The sequence below is a fragment of the Arthrobacter tecti genome, assembly GCF_054511355.1.
In genome coordinates this window covers 1-16,532 of the sequence record NZ_JBTNCT010000027.1, presented here as the reverse complement: position 1 = coordinate 16,532, position 16,532 = coordinate 1, and the positions used below count along the sequence as shown (strand labels likewise).

19 protein-coding genes and 1 pseudogene are annotated in these 16,532 nt (G+C 62.4%); 8 read left to right on the top strand and 12 right to left on the bottom strand.

Features of this window, described 5'->3' with window-relative positions:
* Positions 1-20 precede the first annotated feature (20 nt).
* From ACX80C_RS18730 to sigE, 3 genes are read right to left on the bottom strand one after another with little or no spacing between them, the layout of a single operon-like run.
* Positions 21-425 (bottom strand): Sec-independent protein translocase family protein, encoded by a 405-nt coding sequence (locus tag ACX80C_RS18730; RefSeq protein WP_459327974.1) that lies wholly within the window; start codon positions 423-425, stop codon positions 21-23.
* 42 nt (positions 426-467) lie between these two features.
* Positions 468-1,433: an anti-sigma factor family protein gene (locus tag ACX80C_RS18725; protein ID WP_459327973.1), complete on the bottom strand. Its 966-nt coding sequence runs from the start codon at positions 1,431-1,433 to the stop codon at positions 468-470.
* Positions 1,434-1,437: 4 nt separating this feature from the next.
* Complete coding sequence (gene sigE / locus ACX80C_RS18720) at positions 1,438-2,067, bottom strand: RNA polymerase sigma factor SigE (protein ID WP_459327972.1); 630 nt, start codon at positions 2,065-2,067, stop codon at positions 1,438-1,440.
* 281 nt (positions 2,068-2,348) lie between these two features.
* Between sigE and ACX80C_RS18715 the strand changes: the two genes are divergently transcribed.
* A complete protein-coding gene (locus tag ACX80C_RS18715; RefSeq protein ID WP_459327971.1) occupies positions 2,349-2,987 on the top strand; it encodes an O-methyltransferase in 639 nt (212 codons plus the stop codon).
* 128 nt (positions 2,988-3,115) lie between these two features.
* Here ACX80C_RS18715 and ACX80C_RS18710 read toward each other — a convergent pair whose 3' ends face one another.
* The 5 genes from ACX80C_RS18710 to ACX80C_RS18690 all read right to left on the bottom strand — a co-directional run bounded on the left by ACX80C_RS18710 (position 3,116) and on the right by ACX80C_RS18690 (position 6,375).
* Positions 3,116-3,283, bottom strand: a complete 168-nt coding sequence (locus ACX80C_RS18710; protein WP_084033880.1) for a DUF3117 domain-containing protein — start codon at positions 3,281-3,283, stop codon at positions 3,116-3,118.
* A 141-nt stretch (positions 3,284-3,424) separates the two neighbouring features.
* Positions 3,425-4,669: a hypothetical protein gene (locus ACX80C_RS18705; protein ID WP_459327970.1), complete on the bottom strand. Its 1,245-nt coding sequence runs from the start codon at positions 4,667-4,669 to the stop codon at positions 3,425-3,427.
* Complete coding sequence (locus ACX80C_RS18700) at positions 4,617-5,204, bottom strand: DNA-3-methyladenine glycosylase I (RefSeq protein ID WP_459327969.1); 588 nt, start codon at positions 5,202-5,204, stop codon at positions 4,617-4,619. Before ACX80C_RS18700 ends, ACX80C_RS18705 begins: the two co-directional genes overlap by 53 nt.
* Positions 5,201-5,590, bottom strand: a complete 390-nt coding sequence (locus tag ACX80C_RS18695; RefSeq protein ID WP_459327968.1) for a DivIVA domain-containing protein — start codon at positions 5,588-5,590, stop codon at positions 5,201-5,203. The genes ACX80C_RS18700 and ACX80C_RS18695 overlap by 4 nt, the downstream gene beginning before the upstream one ends.
* 2 nt (positions 5,591-5,592) lie before the next feature.
* The gene (locus ACX80C_RS18690; RefSeq protein WP_459327967.1) at positions 5,593-6,375 is read right to left on the bottom strand and encodes an LOG family protein; all 783 of its coding nucleotides are present in this window, start codon (positions 6,373-6,375) and stop codon (positions 5,593-5,595) included.
* Positions 6,376-6,492: 117 nt separating this feature from the next.
* On the opposite strand from ACX80C_RS18690, the gene ACX80C_RS18685 reads away from it, so the two are divergent.
* The 4 genes from ACX80C_RS18685 (at position 6,493) to ACX80C_RS18670 (ending at position 9,792) form a co-directional block, all read left to right on the top strand.
* Positions 6,493-7,281, top strand: coding sequence for an amino acid ABC transporter ATP-binding protein (locus ACX80C_RS18685; RefSeq protein WP_459327966.1), 789 nt, complete (start codon positions 6,493-6,495; stop codon positions 7,279-7,281).
* A gap of 42 nt (positions 7,282-7,323) precedes the next feature.
* Positions 7,324-8,172, top strand: coding sequence for a glutamate ABC transporter substrate-binding protein (locus ACX80C_RS18680; RefSeq protein WP_459327965.1), 849 nt, complete (start codon positions 7,324-7,326; stop codon positions 8,170-8,172).
* Between the two features lie 67 nt (positions 8,173-8,239).
* Positions 8,240-8,917 (top strand): amino acid ABC transporter permease, encoded by a 678-nt coding sequence (locus ACX80C_RS18675; protein WP_459327964.1) that lies wholly within the window; start codon positions 8,240-8,242, stop codon positions 8,915-8,917.
* Positions 8,914-9,792, top strand: a complete 879-nt coding sequence (locus tag ACX80C_RS18670; RefSeq protein ID WP_459327963.1) for an amino acid ABC transporter permease — start codon at positions 8,914-8,916, stop codon at positions 9,790-9,792. Before ACX80C_RS18675 ends, ACX80C_RS18670 begins: the two co-directional genes overlap by 4 nt.
* Before the next feature lie 61 nt (positions 9,793-9,853).
* On the opposite strand, the gene dapE is transcribed toward ACX80C_RS18670, so the two are convergent.
* Positions 9,854-10,945 carry a succinyl-diaminopimelate desuccinylase gene (gene dapE / locus ACX80C_RS18665; RefSeq protein WP_459327962.1) on the bottom strand — a complete coding sequence of 364 codons (1,092 nt, stop codon included), beginning with the start codon at positions 10,943-10,945 and terminating at the stop codon, positions 9,854-9,856.
* A gap of 105 nt (positions 10,946-11,050) precedes the next feature.
* Here dapE and dapD point away from each other — a divergent pair, with 105 nt between their 5' ends.
* Positions 11,051-12,019 (top strand): 2,3,4,5-tetrahydropyridine-2,6-dicarboxylate N-succinyltransferase, encoded by a 969-nt coding sequence (dapD, locus tag ACX80C_RS18660; protein ID WP_459327961.1) that lies wholly within the window; start codon positions 11,051-11,053, stop codon positions 12,017-12,019.
* Between the two features lie 15 nt (positions 12,020-12,034).
* Positions 12,035-12,898: a hypothetical protein gene (locus tag ACX80C_RS18655; protein WP_459328000.1), complete on the top strand. Its 864-nt coding sequence runs from the start codon at positions 12,035-12,037 to the stop codon at positions 12,896-12,898.
* A gap of 22 nt (positions 12,899-12,920) precedes the next feature.
* Here ACX80C_RS18655 and ACX80C_RS18650 read toward each other — a convergent pair whose 3' ends face one another.
* Positions 12,921-13,496, bottom strand: coding sequence for a hypothetical protein (locus ACX80C_RS18650; protein ID WP_459327960.1), 576 nt, complete (start codon positions 13,494-13,496; stop codon positions 12,921-12,923).
* A 352-nt stretch (positions 13,497-13,848) separates the two neighbouring features.
* On the opposite strand from ACX80C_RS18650, the gene galE reads away from it, so the two are divergent.
* Positions 13,849-14,862, top strand: coding sequence for a UDP-glucose 4-epimerase GalE (gene galE, locus ACX80C_RS18645; protein WP_459327959.1), 1,014 nt, complete (start codon positions 13,849-13,851; stop codon positions 14,860-14,862).
* A gap of 147 nt (positions 14,863-15,009) precedes the next feature.
* Here galE and ACX80C_RS18640 read toward each other — a convergent pair whose 3' ends face one another.
* Together ACX80C_RS18640 and ACX80C_RS18635 are read right to left on the bottom strand one after the other, a co-directional pair.
* Entirely contained in the window at positions 15,010-16,293 is a 1,284-nt protein-coding gene (locus tag ACX80C_RS18640; RefSeq protein WP_459327958.1) for a citrate synthase, read from the bottom strand.
* A 143-nt stretch (positions 16,294-16,436) separates the two neighbouring features.
* A pseudogene (locus ACX80C_RS18635) lies at positions 16,437-16,532 on the bottom strand (IS982 family transposase); the annotation flags it as partial.

The following is a 16,532-nucleotide window of genomic DNA, read 5'->3' as shown; positions in this document are numbered from 1 at the left end:
GCTCCTCGTCAGGAGGAATGTCAGGTCGCCTCGGCGTCGAAAGGCGCAGCCTGACCGGCCGAAAGCCGGGGAGCTGCCGCCGAGGCGGAGGTTCCAGGAACAGACGCGGAGCCGATTGATTTCTGCTGCGACTCGGGAGCATTCTCACTGACCGGTTTGATGGCGTCCTCAAGGTCATCGAGGAGCGCCTCCTTGATGATGCGCCGTGGGTCATACTGGCGCGGGTCCAGTTTCCGCCAGTCGACGTCGTCGAAGTCCGAGCCGACTTCATCCCGTAACTGCTCCCGGGCGCCGGTTGCCATGCGCCGCAGGCCCTTCACAAGTTGCGCCAGTTGGGAAGCGTACTCGGGCAGGCGTTCGGGACCAAGGACGATGACAGCGATGAGCGCCAACAAGAGGAACTCGTATCCATTGATTCCAAACACGGAAGAAGCCTACCTGTTTACGGTGCACGGAAGCGATTTACGTCACGGTGAGGGCTGAGCCAGTTTCTCAAGCCCACGCAGGATGCGGCTCAATGGATCGTCCGGGGTATCCGGGCGGGAGTAAGCGAGTTGCGAATGCTCGGTAAGCATGAGCTGACTCACGGTCCTTGGCATGTCTGCAATGGGCAGCGTCGAAACAACTGTGTAGGTTACGGAACCAGAGTCGATTACGAGTTGCCATGAACGCCCGGGATGCACCCAGACGGTCCGCTGCGTTCCCCCGACCTCCTCGAATCCGTCCTCCACCACAGTGTTGCCGGTGGATCCATTGACGGGTGTGGCATCCGCTGCACCTGACGACTGGCCTCGCTGCTCGAAGATGGTCAGCGTGTGCTCACCGTCGTCAAGCTTCAACTGCAGCGTTGGGCGGCCGTCAACCGTCAGGGCTTCCGCGCCAACCAGGTCAAAACCCATTGTCTTCAGTTCGGGACAGAACCATCCGTCGTCGCGGAGTTGGTCAATCTCGGGTTCGGAGAGGGAGACAGGCGTTTGAGCGGCAATGGTTTCCCAGCTATTCGAGACAGCTGCTGTGCCTCCCGCTGCGACGAATTCTTCCGGTTGGACCTCCGACCCAAGCGCGTAGGCCGCGGTCAGTGTTGCAGCGGTCACGACGGCCATGCCTCCACCGATTGCCAGCGCGGTGCGGTGGCGGTGGGCAAAGGACGGGCTCAGGATGCGATGGGCCGACTCCCGTTCCGAGCCCGGCCGGGTCGAAGGACCTCCCGCCGCGCTCTGGTCGTCCGTAGCCCGGAGCAGGATGCGGTCACAGAGGTCTGCTGAAGGGTCAGGGGTCGCAGAGGTCTGGAGGCGGTGGCGAACCGCTGCCTCCTGTTCGACGGCAAGGCTGCACTGCCGGCACCGCAGAAGGTGTTTCTCGATGGCCCGCTGGCGGACAGGTCCCAGTTCACCGGCGACGTAGTCGGTGAGAAAACGCGTTGGATGGCCCATGGACCTAACGGGCACCCGCAATCCGAGGCAGGTTCAGCCGGGTGGTGCTGGGCGGAACTTGGCGGGGATCACGGTGTGCCAACTTCTCCCGGAGTATTGTCCGGCCACGGTGTATGCGCGAGCGGACCGTTCCGAGCTTCACGCCAAGCACGCGAGCCACCTCGTCATACGCCAGACCCTCCAGGTCGCAGAGTACAACCGCTGCCCGGAAGTCCGGCGGCAGCTCCTCCAGCGCAGCCTGCACGTCCAGGTCCAGGTTGTTGAACTCGAAACTGCGCTCCGGACTCGGGTGGGTACTGGGCAGGCGGCTCTCGGCGTCGTCCGCGAGACCGTCGAACCGGATGCGGCTCTTGCGCCGGGCCTGGTCGAGGAAGAGATTGGTTGTAATGCGGTGAAGCCAGCCGTCCAGGGTTCCAGGCTTGAAGTTGGCGAGCGAGCGGAAGACGCGTACAAACACTTCCTGGGTAAGGTCCTCGGCGTCGTACTTGTTGCCGGTCAGCCGGTAGGCAAGGCGATAGACCTTGGGGGAATGGTCTCGGACAACTTCCTCCCAGGACGGCGCCACCCAGACGGCCTCGTTGGAATCCTGCTCTCCGGTGATGACTGTATTGGCCGCTGCGCGGGAAGTAGACATCGACTTTCTCCTCTCACCCTCGAATAGGGAGTTGGTTCGCGGCCTGTAGATCTGCAGGTCCACGACCTTCCGTAAGTTATTCGGGGCGTCGCCTCTATTGGATGCCTTGCGTCCTACATTTTGCCGAACGCACCTGAAAGGTTGCTGGAAGATCCTGGAGCAGCAGCAGGGTGCGGTGATGCGTGATGGCGGCGGTCAACGGCAGTAGGCTGAAGGCAAATCCGCTCGCGTATGCAGTGCGACCCCTTCCATTCCCATCCTCCTGAACAGAACGGAATCTCATGAGCACGGAGAAGCAGGCCAACTGGACCTACACGGAAGGCCTGCCCGTTGAGGACGATGTGCTGCTGCGCGCGCGTGACCGGTCCTACGAACTCGGGGTGACACCCGTGAGCACGGGTATTGCAGCGGCACTGACCGTTCTTGCTGCGGGTTCCAAGGCTATGACTGTGGTCGAGGTAGGCTCGGGCGCGGGGGTCTCGGGCGTCTGCCTGCTACGCGGGATGGGCCAGCATTCGGTGCTCACAACGATCGATTCAGACGTCGACCATCTGCGTGCCGCACGAGAGGCTTACACAGAGGCAGGAATTCCCGGTAACCGGACCCGGACTATCTCAGGGCGGGCTGCGGACGTCCTTCCCCGCTTGACCGATGCCGCCTATGACCTGATCTTTCTCGACGCCGACAAAGCGGGATTACCGGTCTACGCTGAGCAGGCGGTTCGCCTGCTCAAGGGCGGCGGATTGATTTTGATCAATGACGCGCTCGACGGCGGAAAGGTGGCAGATCCGGCTGTCCGCGAAGCATCGACCAACACATTACGCCAGGTCGGGAAGACACTCCGGTCCGATGAACAGCTGGTGTCCGCGCTCCTGCCCGCCGGGAACGGCCTGCTGATGGCCGTCAAAATACCGGCATAGTAGGTTTCCCTCACCGGGGCGGTTGCTGCTTGCGACTACCGGGCTGCTGCAGCCCGGTGCGCTCAGGCCCGAGGCGCTCGCCCGGTTTCGACTACCGGACTCCCAGCTTTCGCTGGCGCTCAAGCCCGTTAGTCTGTGACGGTGAGCAGGCAGTCTTTGAGCTTGCCCGCCTCTTCTGCGTTGAGCTCCACGACCAGGCGTCCGCCGCCGTCGATCGGAACCCGCATGATCAGGCTGCGTCCCTCTTTGGTGACTTCCATGGGTCCGTCACCGGTACGCGGTTTCATCGCAGCCATTAAGAGTATTCCTTCCACAGTGCGCGGGCATAAGCCGCGGCCAACAATGCACGGTGGAGTGATCCCCCGTACGCTCATCCTTTCCTATTATCCCGCACAACTGCGCGCCGGGCGAATCGCCTTGCGGTGCATATCACACCTTCACGGTGAGTGGTCAGCACCTTCGAAGAGCGGGAAATAGGCCCATAGCCAAGCTACCCAGACCACCTGCAGGCACGCGAACACGGCGACGGCGAGCCATCGGTACGCCCGCGAAGTGGATGCCAGCACCGCGACCAGGGCCAGGGGGAACAGCGGCAGCAGGATGCGGAAGGTGCTGGTCTGCGGGTTCCAGAACGCCGCGAGGTACAGGAGATAGGACCCGCACCAGAGCTGGAGCGGCAGGCCAAGCTGTCGGCCGGCGGGAGACAGCAGGGCGCCAACGAACCCTCCGGCGACCAGGACTAAGGCGAGCGGCCCAAGCACTGGCCCCAACAGTTCGACTGACACGTCCACCCACGGCACGAACACCGTGAGGTGGGTGCCCCGCCAGACCGTCTCGGTCTGCACGTAGGCATCAGGCACACCGGTTGCGATCCAGGCAGCGAACGGCCAGGCCAGCGCAGCAAGGCCTGAAAACACGGTGAGGCAAACCAACCGGATCAGAGCCGCCGTCTCCGAGCGGTGGAACATTAGCCGCACCAGAAGGAGCAATCCGAGCATCGCCGCGAATGGAACGCCGGCCGGCCGTGCAAGACACATCAGCATCACCACCGGGATGGCCGAGAGGTACCGCTTGGTAACCACCAGGTAGAGCGCAGCCGCTAGGAGCATCAGGTGCAATGATTCCGCGTACGGGATCTGGAGTATCGGGGACACTGGGAAGAAAGCCATCAGAGCAACCGCCCACAGGGCGTCCCGATGGTCGGCCCGCAGTCGGAAGATGCGATAGATGACAAGGGTGGCAAGCACCCCGTACACCGCGGCGAGAATCGGTGCAGTGGGATTCCACCCCGCCCCTGTGAGTTGGGAGGCCAATCGTACGGAGGCGGGGAACAACGGGTAGAAGGCCCATTGGTTCTGGAGTACCTCGCCGTCGTCACCGCGTGGCAGTTCGGTGGGATATCCGCCGTCGTAAATGCGCTCGTACCAGCCGCTGTCCCAGAAGTTCACGAAGTCCAGATAACCGGGCGACGCCGAAGCCCACGGGCTCGGAACCTGCCGTAAGGCCACCGCACCGAGCACGATGGTGGAGAACGCCCGGGCGGCTGCGTAGATGAAGAGCACGTGCGCCCACCAGGGAAGCTTCGCGAGCCATTGACCGAGTGCCAGGAGACCTGCCCGAATGGCCGAGTCAGGAACCGAACGCAACACGGTCCCGCACCCAACACGTGGCGAGGTGGTCATTCACATACCCAGTGGCCTGCTGCATGGCATAAGCCGTGGTGGGCCCTACGAATCGGAATCCGTGCGAACGCAGCGCCTTGGCCAGCGCCACGGACTCCGGCACGACGGCGGGGACATCGGCGAGGTCGGCAGGCGCCGCTTTTGGAGGCGGCTGGTGTGCTGCGAGGATACCCCCGAGGGTTATTCCCTCCGGCAGCGCAAGGAGAGCCTGCGCGTTGGCGATTGTCGCGAGGATTTTTGCGCGGTTGCGCACTATTCCGGCGTCGGCGAGGAGGCGGGCGACGTCGTCGTCGTCGAACGCGGCAACCGCTCGCGGGTCGAAGTTAGCGAAGGCTTCTCGGAAGGCCTCACGCTTGCGCAGGATAGTGATCCAGCTGAGGCCTGACTGGAATGCTTCCAGGCTGATCCGCTCGAACAGTGCGGCCTCGCCGTTGACCGGACGGCCCCACTCGGTGTCGTGGTACTGCTCGTAGTCGCTGCTGGAGACGGCCCAGCCGCAGCGCAGGCGTCCGTCGCTGCCGGTCACAGCTGTCATGGGTTCTCCTCTCCCCGGTCGCGCGGCTCGCCTTGTACTTCGCTTTGTGGTTCTTCGCTTTGTCCCGGGTTCCGCTCTTCCCGCAGGACTCTGATGCGTTCGTCCCGTTCTTCCAATGCGGCAGCGAGGCGGTCAAGAACTTCGTCGACCTGGTCCATGCGGTATCCGCGGAGCCCAAGTGAGATACGGACCCGGCCTACATCGTCCGCTGTGGGATTTTCGGGTAGCAGCACCGGGGGCAGCGTGGGCGTCGGCTCCACCAGACCGGGAACGACGCCGGGCTCCCGCGCTCTGGCGGGAGCGTTGCCTGCGCGGTTCCTTCCCACTGCGAAGAAGGCTGTGGCACCGACAATCAGCACGGCGACCAGAACCAGGAAGATTGACATGGTCAGGGGCCGGTGTGCGCCGCGGTGTCTGCCAGGACCAGCCGGACAGCCTCGGCGGGATCGTCGACAAGGTGGACAAGCGAGAGGTCCTTTTCGGAGATCATTCCGTTGGCAAGGAGCGTATTCCGCACCCAGTCCCACAGCGGGCCCCAGAACTGAGTTCCGATCAGAACTATCGGGAAGGACGTCACCTTCTGCGTTTGCACCAGCGTCATCGCCTCAAACAGTTCGTCCAGCGTGCCGAACCCGCCCGGCAGCACAACGAAGCCTTGCGCATATTTCACGAACATGGTTTTGCGGGCAAAAAAGTACCGGAAGTTGATTCCAAGGTCTACCCACTCGTTCATTCCCTGCTCAAAGGGAAGTTCGATGCCGAGGCCCACAGACATCCCACCGGCTTCACAGGCACCCTTGTTGGCAGCCTCCATTGCGCCTGGACCCCCTCCGGTGATCACGGCGTAGCCGGCTTCGACGAGCAGTCGGCCCACTTCCTCACCGACTGCGTAGTACGGCGAGTCCCGCGGTGTCCTCGCCGAACCGAAAACGCTGATGGCGCGTCCCAGCTCGGAGAGAGTACCGAATCCTTCCACGAACTCACTCTGGATGCGCAGGACGCGCCAGGGATCCGTCTTGGTGAAGGGGGTTTCCTCTTCTGAGTCCAGAAGATAGCGGTCGGACTGCATCGACTTGGCCTGGTCACGTCGAAGTTCCACCTGGCCTCGCCGCCGGGCGGCGGGGCTTGAAGCTCCGGGCTGCTGGTTCGCGTTACCGATGTGAGGACTCATGAACTCAAGGCTAGCGGTCTGAGCATACGGATTTGTTTTGGTTGCTCTTGAATCACGATTTCCGGTTTGCATCAAGCCGCGTATTGCCAGCGGGTAATCTTTCGCTACATTCTAGGTATGACCCGTGACCCACAGTCGAGCCCGTCCGCATCCGCACCCGACTCGTCAGCACAGCCACTCGTCTTGCTCAAGAACGTCAACAAGCACTTCGGTGAACTTCACGTGCTCAAGGACATCAACCTTGAGGTTGCACGCGGTGAGGTCGTGGTGGTCATCGGTCCCTCAGGCTCGGGGAAATCCACGCTGTGCCGTGCGATCAACCGTCTCGAGACCATCGACAACGGCGAGATCCGCATTGACGGCAAGGAACTTCCGGCCGAAGGCAAGGCACTGGCCAAACTGCGTGCCGACGTCGGAATGGTGTTCCAGTCGTTCAACCTGTTCGCGCATAAGTCGATCCTCGAGAACGTAACCCTGGGTCCGGTGAAGGTCAAGGGCATGAAGGGCAACGCGGCCAAGGAACTCGCCATGTCCCTACTGAAGAGGGTCGGCGTCGACAATCAGGCCCAGAAGCTGCCGGCGCAACTCTCAGGCGGTCAGCAGCAGCGTGTGGCGATTGCACGGGCCCTGGCGATGCAGCCGAAGGTCATGCTCTTCGATGAGCCCACCTCGGCACTGGACCCGGAAATGATCAACGAGGTCCTCGACGCCATGGTGGCGCTCGCCAAGGAAGGCATGACCATGATCGTGGTCACTCATGAGATGGGCTTCGCCCGGAAGGCCGCGGACCGCGTGATCTTCATGGCCGATGGCCAGATCGTTGAGCAGGCCAAGCCGGAAGAGTTCTTCACCAACCCCCAGAGTGATCGCGCCAAGGACTTCCTCGGCAAGATCCTGGCCCACTGACTACCTACAAATTTCAATCAGGAAAGAACGCGAGGAGAAATCATGCGAACAACACGATATGCAGCCGCAGCGATGGCAGCAGCAGCGGCGTTGACCCTCTCCGCCTGCGGCGGCGGAGGCGAGAGCGGCGGTGAAGGCGGCGGCGAAGGTGCCGGCGAGGCCGGCGGCGAGACGGTGCGCATCGGCATCAAGTTTGACCAGCCGGGACTCGGTTTCGACGAGGGCGGCTCCTACGCCGGCTTCGACGTTGACGTCGCCAAGTACGTTGCGGGTGAGCTCGGGTACACCGAGGATCAGATCGAATGGGTCGAATCCCCTTCGGCCAACCGCGAAAACATGCTCGCCAATGAGCAGGTCGACATGATCTTTGCGACCTACTCGATCACCGACACGCGCAAAGAGACCGTCGACTTCGCCGGCCCGTACTTCATTGCGGGTCAGGACCTGCTGGTACCGGCGGACAGCGACATCTCCGGTCCAGAGGATCTCGAGGGCAAGAATCTCTGCTCCGTGACCGGCTCCACCTCGGCGACGAAAATCAAAGAGGAGTACCCCGGAGTCAATCTCGTCGAGCAGCCAGGATACGCCGAGTGTGTTTCAGTCATGGCAAGCGGCGCGATCGACGCCGTCACAACCGATGACATCATCCTCGCTGGCCTTGCAGCCAACGCGGAAAGCGGAGATTTCAAGGTCGTCGGCAACACCTTCTCGGAAGAGCGGTACGGTGTAGGCCTCACCAAGGGTAGCGAGCTGTGCTCCGACATCAACGCTGCGATCGAAAAGATGATCGAGGAAGGCGCCTGGGAAGAGGCCTTGCAGAACAACCTCGAGGGTGTGGACTACGAGCCGAACGCGGAGCTGAACCCGCCGACGCCCGATGACTGCGCCTGATCGACCCTAATCGCGGTGGGGCGGCTCCGGCTGTCCCACCGCTCGTCTATGCATTGGAGGCCGAATAATGGAGGACTACCTGTCCCTCCTGGTCGAATACGATGTCCTCGGGGCATTCTGGGTGAATATTCAGCTGACCCTTTGGGCTGGACTCTGGTCGTTCCTGCTCGGCACACTGCTGGCACTCATGCGAATCTCTCCCATAGCCAGCCTGCAATGGCTTGGCACGGCGTACGTCAACATCTTCCGGAATACCCCGCTGACCATCATCCTCGCCTTCGGATTCCTCGGCCTGTTCGGTCAGCTCGGCTTCACGCTGGACGAAGACCTCAACGTAAGCTTGTTCCGCATCGCAATCCTCGGGCTCGCTATCTACCACGCGGCATTCATTTGCGAAGCTATCCGAAGCGGAGTGAACACCGTCCCGCTCGGTCAGGCGGAAGCAGCCCGTGCGATCGGCCTGAGCTTCATGCCCGCCGCTCGCCTGATCATTCTGCCGCAAGCGTTCCGCGGGGCGATCGCACCATTGGGCAACGTGCTGATTGCTCTGATCAAGAACTCGACGGTCGCTGCCGCAGGTTCCGTTGCGATCGAGACGTCTACGGTCATGAAGGAAATGATCGAGTTCCGTTCCGACGTGATTTATCCAATCTTCCTCACTTTCGCCATCGGATTCGTAATTCTCGTAATCCCAGTCGGCCTGCTCACAACGTGGGCTTCAAAGAAACTGGCGGTGGCACGATGAGCGCGCAGCAGGTTCTCTTCGATGCGCCGGGGCCGAAGTCCCGCCGCAACATCCTTATCGGCAACCTTGTTGGTGCCATCATCATCATCGGACTCATCGGCTATCTGATCGTGGCCCTGGCTGCTCAGGGCCAGTTTGCACCGGAACGATGGAGCCCGTTCCTTGAATGGGACACCTGGCGGTTCTTCCTGCTCGAGGGGCTGTTTTACACGCTCCGAGCAGCAGCAATCTCCGTAGTGACCTCGATTATTTTCGGCCTGATTTTCGGTTTGGGACGGCTGTCCCACGTTGCAGCGATTCGGTGGATCAGCGGGATCGTAGTCGAGTTCTTCCGGGCAGTACCCGTGCTGCTTATGATGATCTTCTTCTGGCTGCTGCTAGGAAACTTCGGGATTTTCCGCCCCCAGGACTCGCCGTTTATTGCGGTGATACTCGGCCTTACGCTGTACAACGGTTCGGTCATTGCGGAACTGGTCCGTTCAGGCGTCCACAATCTTCCCAAAGGCCAGCGTGAAGCTGGACTCGCGATAGGTATGACCCGATCTCAGTCCTTGCGCGCGATCGAGATACCGCAGGCGCTGGTCGCCATGTTGCCGGCATTGGTCAGCCAGTTCGTAGTGATCCTGAAGGACTCTGCGCTCGGCTACATCATCACTTACTCCGAACTGCTCGCCTATGCGCGCCGCCTCGGCTCGGGTGAGGGAAACATATTCCAGTCCCTCATTGTCGCCGCGGTGATCTTCATCATCATCAACTTCCTGCTCACCTCACTGGCCACCAAGCTATCCGGGTTGCTGAGTTTCAGGACCGGAGGAAAGACCCGCAAGGACAAGAACGAGAGAGTACTCGTGACGGATCCAACCAACGCCGGTTAGCTCAAAACGCCACAAGCGCTTACGCGACGTGTGAAATGGTGGCTCGCCTGGACCTTCGGGTTCAGGCGAGCCACTCGCTTAACGCCCTCAAGCAGGCGCGGATTGCATCGGCGTGCACGTGCTCGTTGTCAGAGTGGGCCAACAGCGCGTCCCCCGGACCGAAGTTCACTGCGGGGATGCCGAGGGCACTGAACCGCGCAACGTCGGTCCAGCCGTACTTTGGCTTCGGCTCTGCACCCACAGCCGCAACGAACTCCGCTGCAGCGGGGTGGTTCAGACCGGGACGCGCACCGGCAGCGGCGTCGGTGCGAACTACGTCAAAGCCCTCCAAGAGGCGGCGGACGTACTCCTCCGCCTGTTCGGGCGTCTTGTCAGGCGCGAAACGGTAGTTCACTTCGACGACGGCGCGGTCCGGAATCACGTTTCCCGCCGTCCCTCCTGTGATCAGCACCGCGTTAAGGCTCTCCCGGAAATCCAGTTCGTCCACGGTGACCGTAGCGGACTCGTGGTCCCGCAAACGCACCAGTACCTCGGCAACGCCGTGAATCGCGTTCTCTCCCATCCACTCGCGCGCGGAGTGGGCGGCCCGCCCCGTCGTCGTAACGTCAAAACGGGCGGTCCCGTTGCAGCCGCCCTCGACCGTCCCGTTGGTCGGTTCGAGCAATACCGCGAAGTCGCCGTGCAACCATTCGGGAAAGCTTTCGACCAATCGGCCCAGGCCGCTCAATGAAGCTTCCACTTCCTCGTGGTCGTAGAACACGTACGTGACGTCCCGTGAGGGTTCGCTCAATGCAACCGCGAGGGCGAGCTGCACTGCAACGCCGCCCTTCATGTCCGTGGCCCCGCGACCATAAAGCACGTCGCCCTCCCATGTGCTTGGCACAGTTCCCCGCGAGCCGGGCACGTGCGGGAGCGGAACAGTGTCGAGGTGCCCCGCAAGGATCACCCGCTCCTGCCGCCCAAGGTTGGTTCTGGCGATCAGCGAGTCACCATCCCGGACAACTTCAAGGTGCTCACAGGACCGGAGCACTGACTCAACGGCGTCGGCGAGTGCTTTCTCGTTCCCCGAGACGCTCTCGATGTCCATGATGGCCGCCGTGAGCAGCGCAACGTCGGCGGTCGGATCAAGTGTCAGTGTTTCGGAAACCGTCATGTTTCCAAGCGTACTGGCCGAGCGCGCGAGGTTTGCGAGCCCAGGGAACGCCTACTGGGTGCGAGGTTGCAGGATCTCCGGAAGGCTCTCGGTAGAATAAAGGCCATGACTGAAACCGCATCCGCTTCCCTGACCGCCTCTGTGCCCGCCGGCCGAACCGCATCCGGTGTCGGGCTGGCTACCGTAGCCGAGGACGGAACCGTATTGGATGTCTGGTATCCGCAGCCCGTTCTCGGCGCTCTGGAAGGCAGCGATGACCCACTGCGCGCGGAGTTGGCTGCAGTCGCAGCCCCCGACGCCCTTCGCGGCGTCACTCAGGAGGTTCTCACAACACAGGTCAACCTCGATGACGCCCCAGTGGACGCAGCCGATGCCTACCTGCGCCTCCACCTTCTCTCCCACCGCCTGACCCAGCCGAACTCGATCAATCTGGACGGCATATTCGGGTTGCTCGCCAACGTGGTGTGGACCAACTTCGGTCCCTGCCCGGTCGCCAATTTCGAGATGACCCGGCTCCGCCTGCGTTCCCGCGGCACCGTGGTGGTCTACGGCGTCGACAAGTTCCCTCGGATGGTTGACTACGTCCTTCCCTCGGGCGTTCGGATCGCGGACGCCGACCGCGTTCGGCTCGGTGCACACCTCGCTGAGGGCACCACCGTGATGCACGAGGGCTTCGTCAACTTCAACGCCGGCACGCTGGGGCATTCGATGGTCGAGGGCCGCATCTCTGCGGGAGTGATTGTGGGGAACGGCTCCGATATCGGCGGCGGCTCATCCATCATGGGCACACTCTCAGGCGGGGGAAAGGCCCGGATCTCCATCGGCGAGCGCTGCCTTCTGGGCGCCCAGGCCGGTATCGGCATCTCCCTCGGTGACGACTGCGTTGTCGAAGCAGGCCTCTACATCACGGCCGGATCCAAGGTTACTCTCCCGGACGGCGACGTCGTGAAGGCGGCTGAGCTCTCGGGGCAGTCAGGTATCCTCTTCATCCGCAACTCGACCACCGGCGTCGTCGAAGCGCGCCAGCGCTCCGGGCAGGGCATTGCCTTGAATGCGGCACTGCACGCCAACTAGGTTCCTGCCGTGGTCATGACCAAAGCACAACTACGACGACGCCGTCGCCTTCGCGCCGCGGGAGTCCTCACCTCCCTGGTTGTGGTGGTCGGCGGCGGAACCTACCTTGCGATCGACCAGCTGAACTCTTCGGAGGTTCTGGTGCGGGAACGGTGCAGCGCCGTCGTTGGAACCACCACCTACGAGCTGGCGCCGGAGCAAACGGCGAATGCGTCCACTATCGCCGGTATCGCGGTGAGCCGCGATCTGCCGCCACGTGCAGCCTCTATCGCGCTCGCAACTGCGGTACAGGAGTCTGGCCTCCGGAACCTCGATTACGGTGATCTGGCAGGCCCGGACTCCCGCGGGTTGTTCCAGCAGCGACCGTCGCAGGGTTGGGGCACCGAACAGCAGGTGCAGAATCCGGTCTACGCTGCCGGAGCGTTCTATGACGAGCTGGTGACCGTTCCCGGCTATGAATCCCTGCCCATCACGGAGGCCGCGCAGACGGTGCAGCGGAGCGCCTACCCAGACGCCTACGCCGACCATGAACCGGAGGCGCGAGCCTTCGCTTCGGCGCTCACCGGCCAGTCCCCTGCCTCACTGAACTGCGTTCTGCGCAAGCCGACTGAATCGGTTGAGCCTGCGACCGTTGAGGCGGACATCGCTGCTGTCTTCCCGAACATGCCGGTCCTACCCGTGGAACAGGGCGTTGTCCTCAACGCAAGAGGTTCGCAGGGATGGGCTGCCGCACAGTGGGCCGTGGCACACGCCAAGAAGCTGGGAATCACTTCCGTATCCCACGCGGGGCTCCAGTGGGAACGCAGCAAAGGCGGCTGGAGCACTTCGGAAACCGAAACCGGGCAGGTTGTCATTACGCTCGCACAAGAACCAGCCTAATCCGGCCTTTCGTCGTGGAGTGTCAGGCGATAAACTCCACGACCGGCTGGACGTAGCTGCGAAACGCGGTTTCGTCATCATGCAGATCTTCACTGACAAGCAGCATGTCCGGTTCTACGAACCAGGCCCGCGTCTCGCTCAGCGGCAGTTCAACCATGTCGAGTGTGAAGTTCCGCGCAGCGCGGCCCAGCTCCAGCTCACGTTCGCGGACCAACTCGCCTACGTCCAGACGGGTGCCCCTCGCCATACGGCTCCGTTCCCTTTTCCGGTGCGCCGCATCGTATTCCTCTGTCCACGTCAGCGCGGTGCCGTAATGGGCATGGGTCAACTGCTGGAGGGCGGGCATGGCCTGAAGTTCCGGAAACGCGGGGGGCGTCGGCACTCTGTGGCCGTTCCCGCGGCCGGCAACAAGCTCATACCACCAGGCCTCCCATTCCACCCGGAGCGCTGTCATCCCACCGACCGCATGGACCGCCTGACGCGGATCCGTGCAATGGACCGCCGGCTTCACGGCCGAGACAGCAGGTTGGCCGATAACGCCCAGACCCGCGCAGTCCCGCAGATAAAGGGCGAAGCACATAGATGGCGAGGTACGCACACGCACTTTCCAGGAAGGCTCCCTGTTCACGCGCATCCGCTGCCCCAGCCTTTCCGCCGGCCTACCGTCCGGCTCCCATTTGGTGGTCTTCCAAGGGTAGACCTGTAGGGCCAAGGGCTCCAGAGGTTATCCCGCCCAGGCTGAAAGACTCGCTTCGTCTGCACGGTGCCCATATAACTAGCGCCTACCCTCCCCCAAAGACTCGCTTCGCTCGCGCCGGGCCCCTGCGGATAGCGCCTCCCCGCCCCCCAAAGACTCGCTTCGCTCGCCTCGGGTCCCTGCGAATAGCGCCTCCCCGCCCCCCAGAGACTCGCTTCGCTCGCGCCGGGTCCCTGCGGATAGGCTTAGACGCATGAAGATCTTGGTTACCGGCGGTAGCGGTTACATCGGCTCACATACCACCCTCGCCCTCCTGGAGGCGGGACACGATGTGGTTGTTGTGGACAACCTGTACAACTCCAGCGAAGCAGCACTGAAGCGCGTGGAGGAACTCGCCGGCCGTCAGCTGACCTTCCACAAGGTGGACCTTCTGGACGAGCACGCACTCGACGCCGTATTCGATGCCGAGCCCATCGACGCCGTCGTACACTTCGCGGGTCTCAAAGCGGTCGGGGAATCCGTGGAGAGGCCACTGTTCTACTACCACAACAACGTGGGCGGCACACTGAACCTGCTCCGGGTGATGGACCGCCACGATGTCCGCACCCTGGTCTTCAGCTCGTCAGCTACGGTCTACGGCGCACCTGAGGAGGTGCCGCTGATCGAGAAGATGCCGTTGGACGCCACCAACCCATACGGCCGCACCAAGGAACAGATCGAGGACATCCTCAGCGACGTAGGCGCGGCAGACGGTCGGTGGAACATCGCCTTGCTGCGCTACTTCAACCCCGTCGGCGCCCACGAATCCGGTCGCATCGGGGAAGACCCCACTGGCATCCCGAACAATTTGCTCCCCTTCGTGGCCCAGGTGGCAGTCGGGCGGCGCGAGAAGGTGATGGTCTTCGGTAACGACTATCCCACACCCGACGGCACCGGGATTCGGGACTACATCCATGTAGTGGACCTTGCGGGCGGCCACGTCGCCGCCCTGAGCTACCTCACCACACACTCCGGCGTGCACCGCTGGAACCTGGGTACAGGCAACGGCTCATCGGTCCTGGAAGTCCTCGCCGCGTTCTCCACAGCGGCCGGCCACCAGATTCCCTACGAGTTCGCTCCGCGGCGTCCCGGGGACGCAGCAGTCAGCTACGCAGATCCCTCCTCAGCGTTGGCCGATCTGGGCTGGTCAGCTCACCGCTCCCTGGACCAGATGTGCGAGGACCACTGGCGCTGGCAGAAGAACAACCCACAGGGCTACGCCTCCTGACCAGTTCCCTTTCGCTGAGTGCTTAGATAATGGCGGTATGGCGCCGGGAAAAACCATTATCTAAGCACTCAGCGGAGAAACGGGAACGACGGCGGGCGGTTACCTTCGGTTCGAAGGTAACCGCCCGCCGTCGTACTTTGAGAGGTTTTAGCGCGCCGGGTACTGGCGCTCTCCGGCGCCCGTGTACAGCTGGCGCGGGCGGCCGATCTTGGTCTGCGGATCCTGCATCATCTCGCGCCACTGCGCAATCCACCCCGGCAGGCGGCCGATTGCGAAGAGAACGGTGAACATTTTCTCGGGGAAGCCCATCGCCTTGTAGATCAGGCCCGTATAGAAGTCCACGTTGGGGTACAGCTTGCGCTCGATGAAGTAGTCATCGGCCAGCGCCTTCTCCTCGAGCCGCATGGCGATGTCGAGCAGCTCGTCGTTGCCTCCAAGCTTTGAGAGAATCTCGTGGGCTGTAGCCTTGACGATCTTGGCCCGCGGATCATAGTTCTTGTAGACGCGGTGACCGAAGCCCATGAGCTTCACGCCGTCTTCCTTGTTCTTGACCTTCTCCATGAAGTCCTCGGGCTGCATGCCCTTGGCTTGGATCTCGCGGAGCATGTTGAGCACGGCTTCGTTGGCGCCGCCGTGCAAGGGACCGAAGAGCGCGTTGATGCCGGCGGAGATCGACGCGAACATGTTCGCGTTCGAGCTGCCCACCAGGCGGACCGTGGAGGTGGAACAGTTCTGCTCATGATCCGCGTGCAGGATGAGCAGCAGGTCGAGTGCCTTGACCATGGTGGGATCGAGATCATACGGCTCCGCCGGAAGGCCGAAGCACAGGCGCATGAAGTTCTCGACGAGGTTCATCGAGTTGTCCGGGTACAGCATGGGCTGACCGATGGACTTCTTGTGCGCGTACGCCGCGATGACCGGGAGCTTCGCCATGAGGCGGAAGGTGGAGAGTTCCACCTGCTCATCATCGAACGGGTCGAGCGAGTCCTGGTAGAACGTCGAGAGGGCCGAAACGGCCGAGGAGAGCACGGGCATGGGATGTGCGTCCCGGGGGAATCCGCCGAAGAAGCCCTTCAACTCTTCATGGAGGAGGGTGTGGCGGCGAATCCGCTGGTCGAACGCGTCTAACTCCGTTGGCGTGGGCAGGTTCCCGTAGATGAGGAGGTAGGAGACCTCGAGGAAGCTGGAGTGCTGCGCCAGTTGATCGATTGGGTAACCCCGGTAGCGGAGGATGCCCTCATCGCCGTCGATGTAGGTAATTGCTGAGGTAGTGGCCGCGGTGTTCATGAACCCGGGGTCAAAGGTAACGGCACCGGTCTGCTTGAGAAGCTTCGAAACGTCGTACCCGTGGTTGCCTTCTGCCGCGTTGATCAGCGGGAGGCTGAGGCTTCCCCCGTGGTACTGCAGCGAGGCGCCGTTGTGCTCAGTCATTGACTCTCCTTGTGGAGCTTGTGGAAAAGCATGCGAGTTTTGCCGATGGTCAGCTAAAACGCTACCGGCAGCAACACCCTCAGCACTAATCGAAACGTCCGTTGTTGTGCAATAGCAACACAGACCCCCTAGATGAGTGAGTCCTAATGGTCGTAGGCGATGAGGGATCGTTTGTTGAGCGCTCCGGTGAGCCAGTTGTGCCAGATGCCGGCGGCGAGGGCCAGTAGCCGTGCCGCGAC

What these genes read in the sequence shown, in the direction of transcription:
- ACX80C_RS18725 (WP_459327973.1), bottom strand. Translation starts at nt 1,433, where the DNA reads ATGGGCCATCCAACGCGTTTTCTCACCGACTACGTCGCCGGTGAACTG.
- sigE (WP_459327972.1), bottom strand. Translation starts at nt 2,067, where the DNA reads ATGTCTACTTCCCGCGCAGCGGCCAATACAGTCATCACCGGAGAGCAG.
- ACX80C_RS18715 (WP_459327971.1), top strand. Translation starts at nt 2,349, where the DNA reads ATGAGCACGGAGAAGCAGGCCAACTGGACCTACACGGAAGGCCTGCCC.
- ACX80C_RS18710 (WP_084033880.1), bottom strand. Translation starts at nt 3,283, where the DNA reads ATGGCTGCGATGAAACCGCGTACCGGTGACGGACCCATGGAAGTCACC.
- ACX80C_RS18705 (WP_459327970.1), bottom strand. Translation starts at nt 4,669, where the DNA reads ATGACCACCTCGCCACGTGTTGGGTGCGGGACCGTGTTGCGTTCGGTT.
- ACX80C_RS18700 (WP_459327969.1), bottom strand. Translation starts at nt 5,204, where the DNA reads ATGACAGCTGTGACCGGCAGCGACGGACGCCTGCGCTGCGGCTGGGCC.
- ACX80C_RS18695 (WP_459327968.1), bottom strand. Translation starts at nt 5,590, where the DNA reads ATGTCAATCTTCCTGGTTCTGGTCGCCGTGCTGATTGTCGGTGCCACA.
- ACX80C_RS18690 (WP_459327967.1), bottom strand. Translation starts at nt 6,375, where the DNA reads ATGAGTCCTCACATCGGTAACGCGAACCAGCAGCCCGGAGCTTCAAGC.
- ACX80C_RS18685 (WP_459327966.1), top strand. Translation starts at nt 6,493, where the DNA reads ATGACCCGTGACCCACAGTCGAGCCCGTCCGCATCCGCACCCGACTCG.
- ACX80C_RS18680 (WP_459327965.1), top strand. Translation starts at nt 7,324, where the DNA reads ATGCGAACAACACGATATGCAGCCGCAGCGATGGCAGCAGCAGCGGCG.
- ACX80C_RS18675 (WP_459327964.1), top strand. Translation starts at nt 8,240, where the DNA reads ATGGAGGACTACCTGTCCCTCCTGGTCGAATACGATGTCCTCGGGGCA.
- ACX80C_RS18670 (WP_459327963.1), top strand. Translation starts at nt 8,914, where the DNA reads ATGAGCGCGCAGCAGGTTCTCTTCGATGCGCCGGGGCCGAAGTCCCGC.
- dapE (WP_459327962.1), bottom strand. Translation starts at nt 10,945, where the DNA reads ATGACGGTTTCCGAAACACTGACACTTGATCCGACCGCCGACGTTGCG.
- dapD (WP_459327961.1), top strand. Translation starts at nt 11,051, where the DNA reads ATGACTGAAACCGCATCCGCTTCCCTGACCGCCTCTGTGCCCGCCGGC.
- ACX80C_RS18655 (WP_459328000.1), top strand. Translation starts at nt 12,035, where the DNA reads ATGACCAAAGCACAACTACGACGACGCCGTCGCCTTCGCGCCGCGGGA.
- galE (WP_459327959.1), top strand. Translation starts at nt 13,849, where the DNA reads ATGAAGATCTTGGTTACCGGCGGTAGCGGTTACATCGGCTCACATACC.
- ACX80C_RS18640 (WP_459327958.1), bottom strand. Translation starts at nt 16,293, where the DNA reads ATGACTGAGCACAACGGCGCCTCGCTGCAGTACCACGGGGGAAGCCTC.